Genomic DNA, 16543 nt, shown 5'->3' on the forward strand with positions numbered 1-16543 from the left:
ATCTCATAGGCCATTATAGCAAGAACAACCCACACCAAGAGGCAGCCCACCGCCAGGATACGGTAGTTTCGTCGCTTCCATTGCCTCATTCTGCATCACCGGTTTTGTTGGTGTGACGGCGCCAGAAATCGGCAATGTCCTGCTGCACGACATAATCGACGAAACTGCCATGCATGGCCGTGGCGCTGTTGTAGATATTGTCCGGCCAGGGGGAAAGCGAGGTCGCGGTGATGAAATCACCTTCTGGCCCCATGGTCACCAGCACGCTCACGCCGAGCTTCGCGCCATCGCCGGCAAGGTCGACCCGGAAGTAGAAACGCTTATGCCAGGCTGCGGCCTCTGCAAGCGCGTCATATGCCCAGCTTCTGCCGGCCTTGGTGTCGAAATCCTGATCGGGCAGCAGGTTCATCATCGAGATCTGCACGAGGTTTTCGGCAAGGATCTGGGCCTTTTGTTCCAGAGCTTCGCCTTCCGGCAGCGTGTCGCCGTGTTCGACCCAGGCAATCATTATCCCCAGATTGCGTCCAGGGTCGCTCATGTCGGTGTAAATCTGCGCGCCGGCTTTCGCCCCGGCTTCATGCATATCACCGGTCGGATCCTGCCACGCAGAAGGAAGCCGGAACAGCAAGCGCCTGTTGCCGCCGGCAGCGATCGTGTGGGAAACCATGTCTTTGCGGATGGGATCTCCCACATTCGGCTGGCTGAACACCATCGAGCCGATGAAACCGGCAATCGTCTCCGCATTGTCCGCAAACGTCTCCGGCGCGAACAGGACGCGCAGCACCAGCAAATGTTCGCCGCGGCGGAACGTGACATAGCGGGAGATCTGCATCTGGCCTGAAGTCTCGCCGCCGCCGATCACCTCCCCGAAATCGCGATCATGGGTGCGGACACCAAAATTGACCGGCGACCAGATCCGGCCCAGCATCCGGCCATAATCCGCAGCCACGGCCACGCGGTCCGGGATGATCCGGGCGCTGTAAACACGAATCTCGAGGGCATCGCGCTTGTCCCGCTCGTAGCCGACCCAGCGCAGGGTGAAATCGGAAAACATCTCGGCTGCGGCGAACGCATCGATGCTTTCATCGCGCGCCTCCCAGCGAAAGGTCTCGGGGCTCAAAGTGGAGAAATCGAGTTCTGCCGCGCCCATTGCGAAATCGCGATTGGGGTCTCCCCCAATCAGGGCAAATCTCGGATCGTCTTCCGTGGCCATCACCGCTGAACTTGTTGTGACAAGCAGGACGAAAAAGAGAGTTGTCAGCCAGCGTTGCATTGAACTTTCCCTGAATTCTATCTTTCACACCTCAATCCAGCCAGATCGGCAGGACCATGCCAGTGAAGCGGCCATAGAGATCATCAAGATGCAGCTCCGGCTGGAAATAGATGACCTCGTTGTTCACCCAGCCATTGCGGCCATCGCCGATGGGCTTTCAGGCTGGTGGCAGCGACAGGGCATCAAGTGAAGGCTCCGGAAATGCCATACTGCCCGGAAGCCAGAACCTCTGTTCGACACTGCCATGCGCAACCCCACCAGCCCCGTCAAGCGCGGATTCCATGGTGATTTCGTCCGCCTCCGTCTCGTCCCGGCCGAAATCGATCAGCAATGCCCCCAGATCGGCCAAACGTTGCGGCGTGGTGGCTATGACAAGGCTATCGGGCGTGGCCGTCTGTTCATGATTTTGCACCTGGTTCGACCATGAGAAGCCGGTCGCCAGCAGCTCCTTGTCATGCAGCTCCGATTGCGCGACGTCCGAGGAGTAGAAGCTGTGCCGTTCGATGCTTTCGGGAATATAGAGATAGCTAGTGAAACGGACCGGCTCATGCGTCAGAAGTGGTGACACACGCATCGGCGGACGTTTGTAGAAATAGATGTTTCTGATCCGGCTTTCACGGTGCGACAGACGGATTGTCAGGCAGGCAATATCGCTCAGCACAAACGCGATAAGCTGGATGCCGAGCGCGATATAGCCGTCACGCTCCGCATACCAGTTTGCGACCGGACGACGCTGCGTCACCTCCACCGGTAAATCGTCCTCGATCAGGCTGAAGAAGTGAAATGACCGGTCAAGGACCAGTTGCGGGAAGTTCAGTTCTGCCGCGTCCAGATGCCACTCATCTGCGGCGAACAGATATTCGTGGTCGTCATCCTCGACCTTCCAGCCCCGGAGGTCTTCAAGCAAGGCTCGGGTTCGGGCGTCCAGCATTGTCTGAGCCGTATCCAGTTTCAGTTTCCGTTCTTGCCCGTACGCTCGGACGAAGGGCACGTCACACGGAGGTATCACCGGAATCATCTGCCCGCAAACTTTACCGCACCCGGTCATTTTCGCACATTTTCATCCAGATGAAGGAAAGGGTTTGAGCTGCACGCTATGCGTGTTTGAAAAGTAAGTTGAATGTGACAAAATGGTGCGGCGCTACGACAGAGTCCTCTGCCCACTCCATTGCTCCAGCGGCGAACATGTCTCCATGTCATTTCAGTCCTTCATCAGAAAAATCCTGCTGAAAGCAATCACAGCCGACGAGCGCCGGTTCCTTTCTGCCGACAACACCCCGACGCCGGAACTGCCCTGGACGCCGGGCGGCGAGAATACTGTTCAGGACATTCTGGATGCGGTCGGGCTGCCGTGGCGAAACACGACAGAAGAGATTATCGCCCGTTATGGCCTTACCCATCATCAGGCCTATGAGCGCAAGCAAAGCCCCATAGAGCCATGTCCGCTCGGGCTCGACGGGCTGATCTATCCGCTTTCGCCGGAATTCGGTGCGTTCTACAACCGGGATCAGGTGCCTCTGTCGTTTTCAGCGGTTCTCTGGGGCAAGCACAGCCCGATTGCCAATATCGAGCACGCCGAACACCAGCTTTCAAAGTTGCTCGGGAACGGTCATATCTGTAAACGCTGGAATACTTACGACGTCACCTGGCGGTCGGGACCAGCCAGCATCTCGGCAACGGTCTGGCCTGAGTGGTATCAGGACTGGCCAGCGCCCAATCCCGCCCATGAGCGCGACAAGCGGCTGCAATCAGCCTGTACCATCAGGGTGCAACCCGGCTATCGCCGGCCGATGAGCGATCAGGAACGGGAGCAGCTCCGAAGCTTTACGCCCTTCGCCAGAAGCAAGGGCCTTGTCGCCCCGGACACGCTTGAGAAATTATGGTCCCGAGCCCCCGATACCACCGCTCAGGATTACATCCGCCTGCCGCCGACAGATCAGGACAATTTTCTCCGTCAGATCGGCTTTTCCGGCGACGGAAGATCGATGATCATCTGCGGTGGACAGCTTCATATCGTGCCACTGGAGCATATAACCGGCTTTACGCTGTTCAAACTGTTGCCTGCCAAAGGTCCCGGCGGCGCGGGCCTGTCGCTCACATATCGTCCACCCGGTGTCAATCTCGAACGCGACCGGACAATCGGCCTCATGGAATCCTGCGAAGACATGGACGATCTGGACGAGGTCACATACCAACTCAGCGAAAGGGTCGGGCGCCCGGTGACCTGCCCCGAACCGCAATATGACTGCTAACCGAAAACCCGCCCGGCGCTTCATGTCAACGAACTGAAATTACCAGGCTGCCTCCCGAAAACACAGGCTCGGACGCCTATTCAAACCGGACTTGCCGAAAGACGCGCATCGCATGCTCAAGACCATTCTCACCCGAACTGCCGTCATTGTTGTCGGTCTTATCATTCTCCTGTTTGTCTTCGCGCAGATCTTTCGCGGCCCGTCGGCGGGCGGGTATCGGTTTATCTCGGAATACCAGCTACAGGTGGAACCTGATGCTAAAGGGAGCCTTGCAGAAATTCCGGCATTCCTGCCGCTCGTCACCCTATATGGCGACTACGGCGAAAGGCGGATGAGACTGCTTCTTCTGCCCGGCGTGAAACTGGCCGTGCCGCTCGTCCATCCAGTTTCGGTTCTGCGTGATGCACTGCTGCTGCGATATGAAACGACGGAAGACGGGGCGATAACGTTCAGGCAGTTCATGGGCAGAAGGGGAACACGTCATATGTTCCCGATTTCGGCTCAGGAGACCGAAGCGCGTCGAGAACAATGGCAAGGCCTGCTTGACCTGCGCGTGGCGCAGATGCGCCAACTCGCCGAAGTTCCGGCGACAGAAAACGGTTGGGTCAGCGGTCTTGGCAACGGCACCACGACGCTGGTTTTGCCGCCGGATTACGTCTATCGCCGCGGGGTACTGGAATCGCTTGATGTCAACAAAGACAGCTACATGAAGTTTGAACGCGACATGGGGCGGCCTCTGCCGGACATAGAGGAGCAGTTCAGCAGGCGGTTTTATGACTTTATCCACACCGAGGATGACATATTCCTCTCAAAGACAGCGGATGGTGGCTTCTTCCTTCAGGCGATCCGCGAATTTGACAATGATAACTGGGTGATGACCGGTATCGCGAACGACTTCGAAGCCGCTGTCAAACATATTGCCATCATTCGCTCGCTGCGTGACGATGGCCAGCCCTGGCGTATCGTCGGTGACGATAGCGACTATCTGATTTCTCCCGTTCTTCGCCAGTTTCCGACCTATCAGGATCAGGTGAACCGGGCATTTCGCGAATGGCTTTCGGTATCGCTGCAACCGGGGAGCATCGTTCGGGAGGAGCCGTTCATGAAACGGACGTTCACGCCTGAAATCGAGAATGATGCTGGGGCAAAGCTCTACAATTCGTTTTCGGTCGGGTTGTCGCTGTCTGCGAAAGATCGCGACCTGAGCACCGAAAATGGTGAGGTTCTGGCCGTCTCCGCCGACCAGTCGGTTCACATCGAAACACTGCCGCGCACCGACAATATGCCGCCTTCGTGTCTGGCACAGGGCATATTTACATTGCTTCCCGCTGATGGGGACAAGCAGCTTGGCGTGGAGATTTCCGTCGAATCTGCCAGCCTGCCGGACTGCAGACTGGCAGCCGAGGTTCTGGTCGGCTTTGGCAAAAGCGGTCTTGCCGCTGGGTTTGATCTTGAGAGCATCGCTCCCTTGAGCGACTATTTCGGGCAGTTCAACGATGCCACGCTACATGACGGCGGCATCATGCTCCTTCGCCAGGGCCGGGCAGGTGCCGTGACCCGCACCACCGGCGAACCTGTTGTTCCTTTGAAGGAAAACACCCTCTTTCTGTTTCTCACCGAAGATATGCTGATTGGCAGATCGAATGACCCGGATCGGCCGGGCGTTACAGTCTATGATCCGGCCGGAAAAAAGATCGTCGAACTGGATTATGACGATCTTCAGAATACCGGCAACCCGGAGGGTGTCTGGCGCAATATTTTCGTGACGGCGAAGGGTGAGAAACACGGGCTTTATGACCTGAAGAATAAACGCGAGATCGCAGACGCGCGTTATGACCGTTTTTCGATCCTTCCTGACTGGAACATGGCTCTTGCTCGCCGGGGAGATGTGACGGATTTTCTCCGACCCGACGGCTCAGTGCTGATACCGGACGGCGCCAGCGACTATATTTTCGCCGCTCCCATGCGCGGCATTCCGCCCGAAGACGACTTCATCGCCGTCAGACACGTCTCAGATGGAAACTGGCGTTTTCTGACCAAGAAGGACATCCCCTTGCTGGAGGGTGTCTTTACCGATGTCAAACGTCTGCCGCGGCCCGTCGCGCGTGAGTTTGAACTCACGAAGTTGAACGGCGAGAGGCTGTACATCGCTGTCACCCGTGAAGGCAGGGTGCAAACCATTCCCGCTCCGGACTGATCTGCCGATTGCCGCGCCGTTGCGGACATCAAGATGCGTCCGCCGTTTGGCAATGCCCTGCGATATTGGTAGAAGCGGTGGAACAGAGCGACCGGGGGCGGAGTAAAATCCGGCCATCTATTTGCCTTCTGCAATGAGCGCAGGAGGGACAGAGGATTTACACCGTGGATCTTTATCTGAAGGTTCGTCTGGCCGTCTTGGAAGGGATGCGTCGACGTCAGGCAGCCAAACACTTCAACATATCCCGCGAAAGCGTAGCGAAGATGCTGTCGTATTCGACGCCTCCTGGCTATCAGCGACGATCACCAGTCCGGCTGCCGAAGCTTGACGCGTTTATCTCTACGGTCGACCACTGGTTGGATGAAGACAGACAAGTACTGCGCAAACGGCGCCATACGGCCAAGCGCGTGTTTGACCGGCTTCGTGATGAGTGCGGGTTCACCGGCGGCTACACGATTATCAAGGACTATATCCGGGAGCGAGAACAGCGCCGTCGGGAAACCTTCAGGCCGCTTTTTCATCCCCCTGACCATGCGCAGGCTGATTTCGGTGAGGCGACGGCCATGATCGGCGGTGTCGAGCAGAAGGCCCATTTTTCTGTTGGGTCTGCTGCACAGTGACGGTTGCTATATACGGGCTTATCCGGCGGCGGTAGCCGAGGCCTGGGCGATGGCCACGGCAATGCGTTTGCTCATCTCGGAGGCATGCCGCAATCGATCGTCTACGGCAACGATCGCTGTCTTGTGGCTAGGGTCCTGCCCGATGGCACGTGCAAGCGGGCGGCGCTGTTCAGCGGGTTCACTACCTGATCCGGGATCGCTATGGCCGTTCTGGCAAAGGTAACGACAAGGTAGATGATATGCAAAAGATAAAGTGTCGTCGGATCGGTAATCATGACCTGCTTCCGAGTGATCTGAAGCGTAGGCTCATTTAACCTGTGGTCGCAAAGATCTTGAAACTCCAATCTGCCTGAGAAGCTTGCTCCGGCTTCGCATTGCCCCATCACCAACCGCCGCCCCCGCCGCCTCCGCCACCGCCGCCGGAGAAACCGCCGCCTGAGAAACCGCCACCCGAACCGGATCCGTTGGGCGAGATGCAGGCGGTCAGGTTGGTGCTGAGCGCCTGGCATGCGCCAAAGATGGTCGCGCCATTTGCGCCGGTGTCGTAGAAGGTCGGATGGAGGCCGTAGGGGATCGGGTTGATCGTTCCGTGACCCGATTCCAGCACGGTGTCAAAGGCGTGGCTCCATTCGGATTTCATGTTGAGCGCCACCGCGAAGGGCAACAGGGTCGGAAGCGCGTCTCTTTCGCTGCGATTGGCGTGGCGCATGTCGCCGACACGCTCGAGATAAAGCCGCAGGCCTTCAATCTCCGCCTCGCGCGCGCTTCCTTCCTCCGTCGGCTGTCCGATCCGTGCAGCAAACACCCAGAACAACACCGGCGTCGCGACGAGGCCGAGCGCGGTCGCCCAGCCGAAGGCGCCGGTGAAGAACCCGACCATCAGCCAGAGACCTACGCTTGCGACAAGCCCGCCGCCCATGCCGTTTCCGGCGGCATTGCGGAACGTATCTGCGGAAGCTCGTGCATCGAAGCCGGCGAAGCAAAGGCCGAGCACGATGGGCAACAGCGGACCATAGACCAGGACCGGCCCTTCGCCATCCATACCGGTTAGCGCAAGTGCCGCGGCAACTCCGCAGCAGAGGAATGCGGCAACAAGCTTCCACTTGCCATTCGGCGCGTAATACCGACGTCCGTGGGCAGCGCGCACGGCGCGGCTGAAATCTCCGTAAAGCAGCCTCAGCGTCTTCCGGTTCTTGCGATCGACGAGGATACTGCCGCCTTCATCCCGTAGCCCCAGCACCAGGGTTTCCTCTTCCGGCGCCAGCTCACGGGCCTTGTCTGCACCTTCTTGCAGCACGATCCGCCAGGCCTTTCCCTCTGGCACGATAGTCATCAAGCCGCGCAGGCCGAGATTGATCACTGTGGCGACCAGGGCGGAATGGCCGAGCATCCGCCGCATCGTGATATACTGAACTTCAGCCGGCGTCGTGCCGCGCGGCGGCTTGCGTCGCTCGACCACCGGATATCTTTTGCTGTGCACTTCGGCAGGTTTCCTGATCCGCCTGGACACGAGCAGGAAGATGAGGGCCAGCGTTCCAAGGCCGATGACGGAAATCGCGGCCCCAGGATTGCCGCGCACCGACCACCAGAGCTGATCGGCGGCATCCGGTTCGCTGACGAAGCCTTTGGGGAACCCGACAGCAACAGTCAAGCCTTCCTCTGGGTCGAGAATATGGTAGGTCGCAACATCGACCGTGCCGCCATCCGGGCTGACGCGCCGGGTCACATCGGTTCGTGTCGATCCGAACGCTCCGGTATATCCGGCGATCCGGGAGGCCGCCGCGCCCTCAGGAAGGTGGATGATCGCAGCGGCGCGGTCGATCGGGAATGCCCAATAGGAGCCTGTCACATTCCAGTAGAACTCGCCCTGTCCTTCGCGGCTGTTCACCTGCGGTCCGGTGCGATAGGAGAGCACGAAAGTGTGGCTACCGGGCTCAAGATCTGTTCCGGCATCACCCAGGAAGATGCGGACATAGTCACTGCGGCGCGCAATCCGCATGGCCACCGGTTCGCCGTCAAGCGTGGCGGAGAGCACCTGCAACGCGCCCGGATAGATGCCGCCCTCCGACGTCTGTCCGGCAATCGGAAGGTCGCGATAGATGCCGTGTTCGATCCGGTATCCCTCGGCCTTGATCGCGATGGTTTCGGTGATGTCGAGCCGGCCGGTCGGACCGATTGTGATGTCGCTCTCGAAACGCTCGATCCGCTCGCGCGCGGCTGCCGGCGCAAGCGAGATCAGGAGAAGCAAAAATCCCATGATGATCCGCTTCGCCGAGATCGAACGGCCACGGACGCGACCATGCGATTTGAAATGGCGGGGATGAAAAAACGAATGCGTTCCCATGGCTGAATGCTGCTCACGGTCCTGACTTTTGCGTGGCGAATCCGGGTGACGGCGCCTTATAGACCGGCGCAAAAGCATAAACAAATCCGTTCGTTGCAAAGGAGAAAGCATGGTCAAACGACGCTTCTGGTTCGCCCTGCTTGTCGCCGCCATTCCCGGCGTGGCAGAGGCCGAGACCATCACTTTCGACCCTGCCGTCGGCAGCGAACGGACCTATCACCTCGAGATCTCCATGCATTCCGGCTTTACCGATTCGGACGGTTGTCTACGACAACACGTTCGTTTCGGCGCTGACCAGGTTTTCGGCCCTGATAAAACGGGAAGAAGCTCAAGCCATTCCAAGGCAAAGCCAGCCCCATCGACCGGCTGATCGCTTCTCAACCGTCATTTCAAGTGTTTCCTGATCTGTCTTTACAGTTGCGTACAGAAACGCGTCAAAATGTCCAGGGGACTGCGGTAGCGGCTTCAGTTCGCTGACCCCGTTTAATTCTCCAGCCTTCTGGACAGGCGGCACGGAACCATAGTTTTCCGGAATTCTGATACCGATTTTCTTACGTAAGCGACGCATATGTTTCCTGACGATTCATGGGAAAAAATGTAAGTCGAGGCCTAATTGAAAATCCGACCGAAAAAGAGGCGAGGACGATATCGTCGACAACTGCCTGCCGAGTGTTAGCTCATCGTCGGACTGCATGTTTGCAGAAAGCGTTCTTGGTCGGAGAGTCTACCGTCTTGTCGTTCCATCCACGATGACGTGGTCATAGTCCATCGAGCATTGTTCGATGCGCGCTTCGATCCGGTAGACTTCACGCAGCATGTCGACTGTCACCACGTCACGCGGAACGCCACAGGCGCGCATACGCCCTTGTTCGATTACCAGCACCTTGTCTGCGAAACGCAGCGCCTGGTTGAGATCGTGGATAGCAATCATCACGATCATCCGGTTCTGTCGTGCTTGCTTCTTCATCAGTGCAAGGACTTCGATCTGCCGGTGAAGATCGAGTGCGCTGGTCGGCTCGTCCATCAGCATGATGTCAGGCTGGCGTGACAGGGCCTGTGCGATTGATACAAGCTGGCGCTGGCCACCCGAGAGCGCGCCAAGGTCCCGGAAGGCAATCGGCGCGATGTTCAGCGCCTGCAGGATCGTGTCGATCAGCCTTGTATCCTCGTTGCTGACTGTCCAGGATTTCCCCTGCTTGCGGGCTAGCAGGATCGATTCATACACCGTCAGTACGGCATTGGCGGATGTATCCTGCGGCATATAGGCAATTGGGCTTTTCGCCCTCGCGCCTTCGATGTGCACATTGCCCGGCCCCTTGAGGATTCCTGTAATCCGTTTGAACAGGGTCGATTTTCCGGCGGCATTGGGGCCGATCACAGCTATAAGCTCACCCGCCTTCATCACAGGCGTCGTCACCTCCTCGACGAAGAGCTTTCTGCCATGATACGCCCCGACCGACTGAAGCTGCAGGGCTACCATGACCGGCTCCTGTTCGAGATGATGAGCGAAAAGAAGAACGGGACGCCCACCAGGGCTGTGATGATGCCGATTGGAAAGACCACGCCGGGGACGATGGATTTCGAAACGATCGATGTGACCGAGAGCAGGAGCGCCCCGGACAGAATGGCACCTGGCAGGAAGAACCGCTGGTCCTCGCCGAGGATCATGCGCGCGATATGCGGCCCGACCAGTCCGACGAAACCGATCGTGCCGACGAAACTGACCGGCACGGCCGAAAGCAGCGAGATGATCAGCATTGTTTCAAGGCGAATGCGCCGGACATTGATGCCGAAGCTGGCGGCCTTGTCCTCCCCCAATCTGATGGCTGTCAGCGCCCAGGCATTGCGGGCAAAAAGCGGAAGCGCAATGACGAGCACGGCAAGGGTCACCCAGATTTTCGGCCAGGTCGCCTTGGTCAGGCTGCCCATGGTCCAGAACACCACGGCAGAGAGCGCCTGCTCGGAGGCGAGATACTGAAGAAAGGCCAGAAGCGCATTGAACGAGAACACCAGAGCAATCCCGAGCAGAACCACGGTCTGAACGGAAACGCCGCGAATTTGTGAAACGAAATGGATGAAGAGCGTTGCGGCAAGGGCGACGATGAAGGCGTTGACGGGAACCAGCATGCCGGCTGCGACCGGAACCAGCGCGATGCTCGTGACAATGCCGAGAGCCGCACCGAAACTGGCGGCCGCGGATATTCCAAGCGTAAACGGGCTTGCAAGCGGATTGGCGAGGATGGTCTGCATCTGCGCGCCGGCGACAGACAAGGCCGCCCCCACCACGATCGCCATGACGGCGACGGGCATGCGGATGTCCCAAACCACGGTTCGAACCTGAGGCGATACCGAGGATGGGTTGAAAAGTGCCGCGACAACCTCACCCAGACCGTAACGGGCCGGCCCCCAGGCAAGATCGACGGCGAACGAGAGACAGAGCAGCGCCGTCAGGCCGATCAGGATCATGATCTTGCGACGGGCGAGCGCGCGATAGCGCACTCCCCCTGTTTCAGTCTCGAACGCTGTTGTCGAAACGTCCATCATGATGGCTTACTTCGAAGCCTTGATGTCGGCCCAATAGCCGGGCTCATAGGCAATCGGCAGGAACTTTTCATGGAAGTCCGCGAAGGTGGCATCGGGGTCAAGATCAGCGAACAGGTCCGGGTGGAACCATTTGGCAAGCTGCTGCACGGCAACGAACTGGTATGGGCTGGTGTAGAACTGATGCCAGATGGCATGCACGTCGTCATTCGCCACGGCACTGGAGCCGGTAAAGGCAGGATGCTCCATGAGGGCAGCAAGCACCTCGCCGCTTTCATCGGCAACGGAGGCAGCACCTGGGCCGACATTGACGAAATCGCTGGCGTTTTCCGTATTCGACCAGTTGGCTCCGGTGACCACTATCACATCAGGATTGGAGGCGAGCACCTGCTCGGCATTGATCGTGCCGGTATAGCCCGGCAGAAAATCGGAGCCGATATTGTGGCCGCCGGCCCAATCCACCATCAGGCCGAAATTGTTCGGTCCGAAGGTGCCGCAGCACTCCACCAGACCGGCCGCGCGATACATGAACACGTCAGGCTCTTCCGGCTGGGCCTCTTCCAGCGTGTCGGTCACACGCGCCATTTGCTCGTTCCAGTAATCGGCGACGGCCTGGGCGCGATCTTCATGACCGAACAGCTTTCCGAGCACTTCAAGGCTCGGCTCGGTATTCTCCAGAATGTGCTCACGGAAATCGATATAGACGATCCTGGCGCCGGTGCCCTCAAGGGTTTGTTCGAGATTGATTTCGTCTGCGGCTTCCTTGTCGCCGATCGGCAGCAGTAGAACATCGGGATCTAGATCGACGACGGTCTCAATCGAAAGCGTGCCATTTGAAAGCCGCCCCAGGAATGGGATATCCGCGGCTTCAGGGAATTTCGCGACATAAGCCTTATAGCCGCCCTTGTCGTTCATGTAGAGATCGTTGCGCCACCCAACCACTTTCTCAAAGGGATTTTCCCTTTCGATCGGCGCCAGCCCGTAAATCATGCGCCCTTCCCCGAGGATCACACGCTTCACGGGACCGTCGAAGCTGACTTCTCGGCCTGCAACGTCTTCAACCGTGAACGACTGCGCCCATGCCGACAACGGCATCAGGCTCACCGCAGCAAGCGCCGAAGCGGCAAGTGTCTTCGCGAAATTCATTCTGAAACTCCCTCATTTCATGGAATGAACCGACGCATATAAAACATGACTTGTTGAATCAAGTTTTATGTTTTAGAGCCTTTCCAAAGAGATAGCACTATGCGGGACCCCTTATGACGACGGCCAACAGCAACTACTCCATTCGTGACGAAATCCGCGACTACTGGTCCGAGCGCGCTGAAACCTTCGATCAGAGCGTCGGCCACGAGATCTTTTCCAAGGCGGAGCGGCAGGGCTGGCAAAGGCTGATCAGAAAGCACCTGGGAGAAGGTGATGGGCGCAAGGCGCTCGATCTCGCTTGCGGCACGGCGGTCATTTCGCACCTGCTGCACGATCTCGATTTTTCGGTAACCGGCCTCGACTGGTCGGACGCCATGCTCGCGCAGGCGCGGGCCAAAGCGCAAAAACGCGGTGCCGTCATCCGCTTCATTGCCGGCGATGCCGAAAACACGTTGGAGCCACCGGAAAGCTACGACGTGATCACCAATCGCCACCTGGTCTGGACATTGGTGGATCCCCCCGCCGCATTCGACGAATGGTTCTCACTCCTGAAACCGGGCGGAAAGGTCCTGATCGTCGATGGCAATATGGGCAAAGAGACTTGGGTCAAGAACCTGCAGAAATTATGGACACGCATCGTCGGCAAGCAGGTTACCGGCCCGGTAAGCCCCGATATGGCAGAGCGGCTCCAGAAAATCCGCGAACGGGTCTATTTCTCAGGCGAGATGCCGGCGCAAGCCGTCGCCGACCTTTTGGAGCAAACCGGATTTGAGAATATCGTGATTGATCGCAAGCTTTCCGATATCCACTGGGCGCAGGCCCGCCGCATGCCCCTCATGCGCGGTCTTGACCGCCTGGTTCAGGAGCGGTTTGCCATTTGTGCCTCAAAACCGGGCTAGAAACGCGGGGCGCAGGCCCTTGCATCCATTCAGTTCTCACCCTTGAAAAGAGGCTGTCGGAAGCACAGGCTTAGCGATAAACTCGGTTTGAATGGCACATCCTGCATTTATGATCGAGAAAGGACGTGGCCGACCAGACTGGCGCGCTTAGGGAGAGCTTTTTGCAACAGGAGAACAATTCTGCACAATATCCACTGCCCGACAATGAAGAAGAGCGTCTGGTTGCGCTACAAGAATATCAGTTGCTGGACACGCCTCCCGAGCAAAGTTTCGAACGTTTGACGGGACTTGCCTCCAGGCTGTTCAACGTCCCTATCGTACTGATTTCACTGATTGAGCGTGAGCGTCAATTCTTCAAGTCACATATCGGGCTGGATATCTGTGAGACCAGCAGAGAGGTCTCATTTTGCACTCATGCCATCATGAGGGATGATGTCCTAGTGGTTCCTGATGCCACGAAAGACCAACGGTTCTCGACAAACCCTCTAGTGCTGGGACCACCCTTTATCCGTTTTTATGCTGGAAAACCTCTTGTCACGCCTTCAGGCATGAGGCTTGGTACCGTCTGCCTGATCGATACGAAACCCCGTTTTTCCTTTAACGATGATGATCGGAAACATCTGAGCGACATCGCATCTCTGGTCATGGAACACATGGAAACGAGACGGCTTGATCTAGTCCGCTCTATCAGCCAGGCCCGTTTTGAAAACATCGCCCGAACTTCCGCAGATGCGATCATTTTTTCCAACAGCGAAAGCCAGATTACGTTCTGGAATCATTCTGCGGAACGGATCTTTGGGTACAAGGCAGATGAAGTTCTCAACCACTCCACGGACATCCTCATTCCCGACAGCTGGCTTCCGCTCTACGAAGCAGAGGTCGAAAGGCTCCAGACTGGTGAGCAACTGCAGTTAGCGGACCGCGTGGTCGAACTTTCAGGGCTTCGGAAGGACGGAACGGAATTTCCTGCCGAGTTCTCGCTGTCGACATGGTGGGAGGGCCCGTCAGTTAATGCCGGCGCCATTATCCGTGACATAACTGAACGCAAGGAGAATGAAGAGAGACTGTTTCGACTTGCTTCGCTCGATCCTTTGACAGATTTGCCAAACCGAGGAGCATGGCGCGAGTGCCTCATGAATGTATTGCAGGCAAGCGAGCCTTGTACGGTTATGCTACTGGACCTCGATCTCTTCAAGGAGATCAACGACACGCTCGGCCATGCTTTTGGAGACGAAGTTCTAAAAGAGGTGGCAACGCGCCTTCGCACCATCTGCAAGGAGGCCAGGATGATTGCCCGCCTTGGTGGCGATGAATTTATCATCCTTTATCCGGGAAACGACGCGCGCCGTGCACGCGCACTGGCCAGTGAAATCATCGCGACGATCAAAACCCCTTATGACTTTGCAGGACAACACGCTGAAATCGGCGTCAGTATCGGGATTTCCTTTTCACCTCAGCACAGCTTGCGTGCCGATGAGCTCATGGGCGCGGCGGATCTTGCCCTTTATCGTGCCAAAGCGGCAGGCAAGGGCCAGTTCGAGATTTTCGTGCCTGCTCTGCGGGAAGTGGCTGTGGCACGGCGAGCATTTGAACAGGAACTCCGGCAGGCGTTTGAAAGAAAGGAATTCGAGCTCTTCTATCAACCACAGTTTTCTGCTGAAACCCGGGAACTGACAGGCGCAGAAGCGCTCATTCGTTGGCATCATCCCCACAGAGGCCTGTTAAGCCCCGCCTCTTTCATCGATGTCCTCAGCCAGAAGCCATCCGCTCCCGAAATCGGTGAATGGATCCTGCACACAGCATCTAGCCAGGCTGCGCGATGGCGCAAACAGCGAAAGGACTTTCGTATCGGTGTGAACTTGTTCGCTGTTCAGTTCCGACATGGAAACCTTGTGCAGGTCGTGAGGAAGGTGCTGGACGAGACCGGCCTACCGGGGGAGGCCGTAGAGCTTGAGATTGTTGAGAATATTCTTTTGCACGATGAGCCCGACACGTTACGCTTGTTGAACGATCTCAGAACACTCGGCGTTGGGCTGGCTTTCGATGATTATGGTACGGGGTTCGCTTCACTCAGCATATTGAAACGATATCCGGTCTCGCGGCTCAAGATCGATCGTACGTTCATCCGGGACGTGGACACCAATCCGGAAGATGAGGCAGTCGTAAGGGCTATCCTCTATCTCGGCCGCAGCTTTGGCATGAATGTTATCGCCGAGGGGGTCGAAACAGAAGCACAGCTTTCCTTTCTCCAAAAATCCGGCTGTCAAGAAGTTCAGGGTTATCTGTTAGGTCGGCCTGTGCCGTCCGCTGAATTCGAAGAGCGTTTCCTTTCAGGCATAACAAAAAAGGGATGAGCTTACCTTTCGTTTCAAGCGATAGATGAGAGAAACGGCTTTCGCTTGGAGCTTAATGCGCAAAGCAAACTAGCAAGGCGTGCTTGGATGGGTTGGGTATGCATTGAGCACACAATGCGTGAGCATACGGCAAAACTGGATGCGCAGCGCAAACATCGCGTCAACAAGAGTGTGCCCTCAACTTTATCGCCTGAAGTTTTTTAAATGTCGTCAGTCGGTTGCACCATAGCGGTTTGCCTTGTCTATAAAGTGCCGTGTACCTTTACCCTAGACGGTCGTATCGCCGCGTGCGTAGGCACCGGGCGAGATGCCGACATGGCGGCTGAAGGCCACGCTGAAAGCGCTGGCTGATCCGTATCCCACGCGCTGCGCGGCTTGTGCCGGTGCAATATTCTTCCGCAGCAGTTGCTTTGCGAGCGCCATGCGCCAGCCCGTGACATATTCCATTGGTGTCACGCCGACCTCGTTTTGAAAACGGGCATAGAAGGTCGAGCGCGACATTGCGGCTTCCCGCGCAAGGCTTTCCGCGCTGATGCTGCGGGCCGGATCCTCGTGAATGCGCCGCAGTATCGGGGCCAGTTGCGGGTCGGCCATGCCGCGCAGAAGACCGGGCGTGGCATCCGCGCCACCGCTCGATCTCAGGGCCTCGATGAAGAGGACCTCGAGCAGGTGAGAAAGGACGATCTCACGTGCGGTTCGGCTGGCGCCCGTTTCATCGTTGATCATCTGCACAAGCTGCATCAGCCGCTCCTCACCGCGGACATGAACGAGATCCGGCAGCAGAGAGACAAGAAGCGCCTTGTCGTTGGACCCGAAGGTGCAATGACTGTCAACGGCGGTGTAAAAACCGGCCGCGGGGCGGAGCAAAAGTCGGCCACTTTGGACGCAGGCATGAGGGCCGCGGGAGGGCGTAGCCC

The 16543-nt window shown here is 57.6% G+C and carries 13 protein-coding genes and 1 pseudogene; 7 read left to right on the forward strand and 7 right to left on the reverse strand.

The window, feature by feature from the left end:
- Positions 1 to 85 precede the first annotated feature (85 nt).
- Complete coding sequence (locus ABID12_RS20110) at positions 86 to 1213, reverse strand: hypothetical protein (protein ID WP_354435845.1); 1128 nt, start codon at positions 1211 to 1213, stop codon at positions 86 to 88.
- Here ABID12_RS20110 and ABID12_RS20115 point away from each other — a divergent pair.
- Complete coding sequence (locus ABID12_RS20115) at positions 1206 to 1463, forward strand: hypothetical protein (RefSeq protein WP_354435846.1); 258 nt, start codon at positions 1206 to 1208, stop codon at positions 1461 to 1463. The two genes, ABID12_RS20110 and ABID12_RS20115, sit on opposite strands and share 8 nt — an antisense overlap.
- On the opposite strand, the gene ABID12_RS20120 is transcribed toward ABID12_RS20115, so the two are convergent.
- Entirely contained in the window at positions 1431 to 2204 is a 774-nt protein-coding gene (locus ABID12_RS20120) for a hypothetical protein (RefSeq protein WP_354435847.1), read from the reverse strand. The two genes, ABID12_RS20115 and ABID12_RS20120, sit on opposite strands and share 33 nt — an antisense overlap.
- A 262-nt stretch (positions 2205 to 2466) precedes the next feature.
- On the opposite strand from ABID12_RS20120, the gene ABID12_RS20125 reads away from it, so the two are divergent.
- The 3 genes and pseudogenes from ABID12_RS20125 to ABID12_RS20135 form a co-directional block, all read left to right on the forward strand.
- The gene (locus tag ABID12_RS20125) at positions 2467 to 3525 is read left to right on the forward strand and encodes a hypothetical protein (RefSeq protein WP_354435848.1); all 1059 of its coding nucleotides are present in this window, start codon (positions 2467 to 2469) and stop codon (positions 3523 to 3525) included.
- Positions 3526 to 3637: 112 nt separating this feature from the next.
- Positions 3638 to 5722, forward strand: coding sequence for a hypothetical protein (locus ABID12_RS20130; RefSeq protein ID WP_354435849.1), 2085 nt, complete (start codon positions 3638 to 3640; stop codon positions 5720 to 5722).
- A 164-nt stretch (positions 5723 to 5886) separates the two neighbouring features.
- A pseudogene (locus ABID12_RS20135) lies at positions 5887 to 6572 on the forward strand (transposase); the annotation flags it as partial.
- A 152-nt stretch (positions 6573 to 6724) separates the two neighbouring features.
- Here the strand turns inward: ABID12_RS20135 and ABID12_RS20140 are convergent.
- Positions 6725 to 8599 (reverse strand): DUF2207 domain-containing protein, encoded by a 1875-nt coding sequence (locus ABID12_RS20140; protein ID WP_354435850.1) that lies wholly within the window; start codon positions 8597 to 8599, stop codon positions 6725 to 6727.
- Between the two features lie 196 nt (positions 8600 to 8795).
- Here ABID12_RS20140 and ABID12_RS20145 point away from each other — a divergent pair, with 196 nt between their 5' ends.
- Positions 8796 to 9056, forward strand: a complete 261-nt coding sequence (locus tag ABID12_RS20145; RefSeq protein ID WP_354435851.1) for a hypothetical protein — start codon at positions 8796 to 8798, stop codon at positions 9054 to 9056.
- Positions 9057 to 9410: 354 nt separating this feature from the next.
- Here ABID12_RS20145 and ABID12_RS20150 read toward each other — a convergent pair whose 3' ends face one another.
- From ABID12_RS20150 to ABID12_RS20160, 3 genes are read right to left on the reverse strand one after another with little or no spacing between them, the layout of a single operon-like run.
- The gene (locus ABID12_RS20150) at positions 9411 to 10166 is read right to left on the reverse strand and encodes an ABC transporter ATP-binding protein (protein WP_354435852.1); all 756 of its coding nucleotides are present in this window, start codon (positions 10164 to 10166) and stop codon (positions 9411 to 9413) included.
- A complete protein-coding gene (locus tag ABID12_RS20155; RefSeq protein WP_354435853.1) occupies positions 10160 to 11230 on the reverse strand; it encodes a FecCD family ABC transporter permease in 1071 nt (356 codons plus the stop codon). Before ABID12_RS20155 ends, ABID12_RS20150 begins: the two co-directional genes overlap by 7 nt.
- 6 nt (positions 11231 to 11236) lie before the next feature.
- Positions 11237 to 12373: an ABC transporter substrate-binding protein gene (locus ABID12_RS20160; protein WP_354435854.1), complete on the reverse strand. Its 1137-nt coding sequence runs from the start codon at positions 12371 to 12373 to the stop codon at positions 11237 to 11239.
- A gap of 113 nt (positions 12374 to 12486) precedes the next feature.
- Between ABID12_RS20160 and ABID12_RS20165 the strand changes: the two genes are divergently transcribed.
- Together ABID12_RS20165 and ABID12_RS20170 are read left to right on the forward strand one after the other, a co-directional pair.
- Positions 12487 to 13272: a class I SAM-dependent methyltransferase gene (locus ABID12_RS20165; protein WP_354435855.1), complete on the forward strand. Its 786-nt coding sequence runs from the start codon at positions 12487 to 12489 to the stop codon at positions 13270 to 13272.
- A gap of 125 nt (positions 13273 to 13397) precedes the next feature.
- Positions 13398 to 15626, forward strand: a complete 2229-nt coding sequence (locus ABID12_RS20170) for a sensor domain-containing phosphodiesterase (RefSeq protein ID WP_354435856.1) — start codon at positions 13398 to 13400, stop codon at positions 15624 to 15626.
- Positions 15627 to 15893: 267 nt separating this feature from the next.
- On the opposite strand, the gene ABID12_RS20175 is transcribed toward ABID12_RS20170, so the two are convergent.
- Positions 15894 to 16543: AraC family transcriptional regulator (locus tag ABID12_RS20175; RefSeq protein WP_354435857.1), on the reverse strand; the 650-nt coding region annotated here is incomplete at its 5' end.

It is taken from the genome of Martelella mangrovi (assembly GCF_040545495.1).
Taxonomy (GTDB): domain Bacteria; phylum Pseudomonadota; class Alphaproteobacteria; order Rhizobiales; family Rhizobiaceae; genus Martelella; species Martelella mangrovi.